Raw genomic sequence first — 2,683 nt, 5'->3', positions numbered from 1 at the left:
GTGCTCGTGCCCGTCGACGTACCCGTGCTCGTGCCCGTGGACGTGCCCGTGGACGTACCCGTGCTCGTACCGGTCGACGTACCGCCCGACGTGCCGCCTCCGCCGCCGAGGGCGGCGAGCACGGCGTTGTAGGACGCCTTCTTCTGGTAGTTGCCGTCCAGCAGCAGCGGGGTGTCGCTGGAGCGCCAGCTGTACTTGTCGGTGACGCCCCACACCGTGATGCCGGTGCAGCGGGTCACCGCGAGGCAGCCCTTGACGATGGTGGAGTAGTCGTTGGCCTGCGCCGTGCCGGAGCCCGCGACGTCGACCTCCGTCATCTGGACGTCGACGCCGAGGTCGGCGAAGCGCTGGAGGTTGGCCTGGAAGTCCCCGGGGACCGGCGACTGGCTGTTGAAGTGGCCCTGGAAGCCCACGCAGTCGATCGGGACGCCGCGGGCCTTGAAGTCCTTGACCATGTTGTAGACGGCGGTGCTCTTCGCGTTGACGCCGTCGGTGTTGTAGTCGTTGTAGCAGAGCTTGGCGTTCGGGTCGGCCGCCCGCGCGGTGCGGAAGGCCTCCTCGATGAAGCCGTTGCCCAGCTTGTCCTGGAAGGGGGAGCTGCGGCGGGCGCCGGACGACCCGTCCTGGTAGGCCTCGTTGACGACGTCCCAGGCGTAGATCTTGCCCTTGTAGTGGGTCATCACCTGGGTGATGTGGTTGTTCATCGCCGATTCGAGCGCGGAGGCGCTCAACCCGGAGACCCAGCCGGGCAGCTGCTGGTACCAGACCAGCGTGTGGCCGCGGATCTTCATGTTCTGTGCCTGGGCGTGCGCGACGATCTGGTCACCGGGACCGAAGTTGAACGAGTTCTGACTCGCCTCGATCGTGTCCCACTTCATCTCGTTCTCGGGCGTGACCGCGCCGAACTCGGCGTCCAGGGCGGCGGCGTAGGCGGCCTCGCCCAGGTGGGCGGTGCTGACCGCGGCGCCGAAGTAACGGCCCTGTGCGGCGGCCGCGTTGCCCAGGGTGCCGACGGCGTGGGCGGTGCCGGCGGTGGTCATCAGGCCGATGGCCGCCACCGCGCCCGCCGTGCCCGCGGCGATCGCGATCCGCAGTCCTGATCGCCGGCGTGTGCCGGACTCGCCGCGGTCTCGGGGGGTGTGACTGATCACTTCCAACCTCTTCTTCCTCTTCTGCTGGCAGTCCGGATCAGCGCGTGTCGCACCGTCCGAACGGGTGGGGGTCCATTCGCGAGGGTGTTGCAGCCACGGGAGTTGTGCCGCTTGCGCGGCGTGGCCGGGAGGAGGTGGATCGCTGGCCAGTGTGGACCCTGGCCTTCGAAACGTCAACGACCCCTTTCCGAAACAACCGGCCGACGGGCACGGCCTGCTGACAGGGTGTCCGTTAGCCGTGCGATACCTGCGTGCGGGCCGTTTTCCGGTGGTACACCAGGGACAACGGGCGGAACCCGCCGAACGGCCGCCAGCCACCGGACGTCGCCAGATGTATTGACGCCGTCACTTTGCGGCCCTAAGGTGCCCGAAACATTCGCGCACGGGTCGAAAACTTTCGCAAAGTCTTGCGGGCCCCACACCCGCAACGCCACCCTGGTCGGAGAGGGAGCCTTCACCAGGGCGGCAACGCCTCGAAAGGAAACCGCCATGCCCCCCACACGAGCGCCGCGCGGCGCCGGCCTCCTCGCCGGCATCCGCCATGGCAGCGGGAAGAAGCGTCTCGGCACGCTCCTGACCGCCCTGCTCGCCGCGGTCGCCTCGATCCTGGCCGCGCTCACCCTGTCCCCGCAGAGCGCCTCGGCGGCCTCGCTGACCGAGGTCACCAACTTCGGCAGCAACCCGGGCAACCTGCGGATGTACGAGTACGTACCGAACTCGGTGAAGGCCAACCCGGCGGTCCTGGTCGCCGTCCACTACTGCACCGGCACGGGACCCGGCTTCTACTCGGGCACCGACTACGCCTCGATGGCCGACCAGTACGGCTTCATCGTGATCTACCCGGACGCCAACGTCAGCGGCCAGTGCTTCGACGTCTCGTCCCCGCAGGCGCTCACCCACAACGGCGGCAGCGACCCGACGAGCATCGCCTCGATGGTGGCCTACGTCGAACAGCACAACGCGGCCGACGCGAGCCGCGTCTACGTCTCCGGCGCCTCGTCCGGCGCGATGATGACCGACGTGCTGCTGGGCGACTACCCGGACATCTTCAAGGCCGGCGCCGCCTTCATGGGCGTGCCCTTCGGCTGCTTCGCCACCACCGACGGCTCCGGCTGGAACACCGCCTGCGCCAACGGCCAGATCAGCAGGACGCCGCAGGCGTGGGGCGACCTGGTCCGCGCCGCCTACCCCGGCTACAGCGGCCCCCACCCCCGGGTGCAGCTGTGGCACGGCACGGCCGACACGACGCTGAATTACAACAACTTCGGCGAAGAGATCAAGCAGTGGACCAACGTGCTGGGCGTGAGCCAGACCCCGGTCCTGACCGACAGCCCGCAGTCCGGCTGGACCCGTACCCGCTACGGCTCCAACGTCACGCAGGCCCCGGTCGAGGCGATCAGCGTCCAGGGCGTCGGCCACTCCCTGCCGTCCAGCGGCATGGTGGCCCGCGCGATCACCTTCTTCGGTTTGGACGGCTCCTCGGGCACGTCGGGCGGTACGTCGACCGGTACGAGCACGGGTACGTCCACGGG

General features: G+C 69.0%; 2 protein-coding genes. One reads left to right on the top strand and one right to left on the bottom strand.

Features of this window, described 5'->3' with window-relative positions:
• Positions 1-1,040, bottom strand: a 1,040-nt coding sequence (locus tag BUE44_RS35545; protein ID WP_079190375.1) for an endo-1,4-beta-xylanase, incomplete at its 3' end; no start/stop codon positions are given.
• Positions 1,041-1,640: 600 nt separating this feature from the next.
• On the opposite strand from BUE44_RS35545, the gene BUE44_RS35540 reads away from it, so the two are divergent.
• Positions 1,641-2,683, top strand: a 1,043-nt coding sequence (locus tag BUE44_RS35540) for an extracellular catalytic domain type 1 short-chain-length polyhydroxyalkanoate depolymerase (RefSeq protein WP_107415961.1), incomplete at its 3' end; no start/stop codon positions are given.

Source organism: Actinacidiphila paucisporea, assembly GCF_900142575.1.
Lineage (GTDB): Bacteria > Actinomycetota > Actinomycetes > Streptomycetales > Streptomycetaceae > Actinacidiphila > Actinacidiphila paucisporea.
This window is presented reverse-complemented; position numbering and strand designations above follow the sequence as displayed.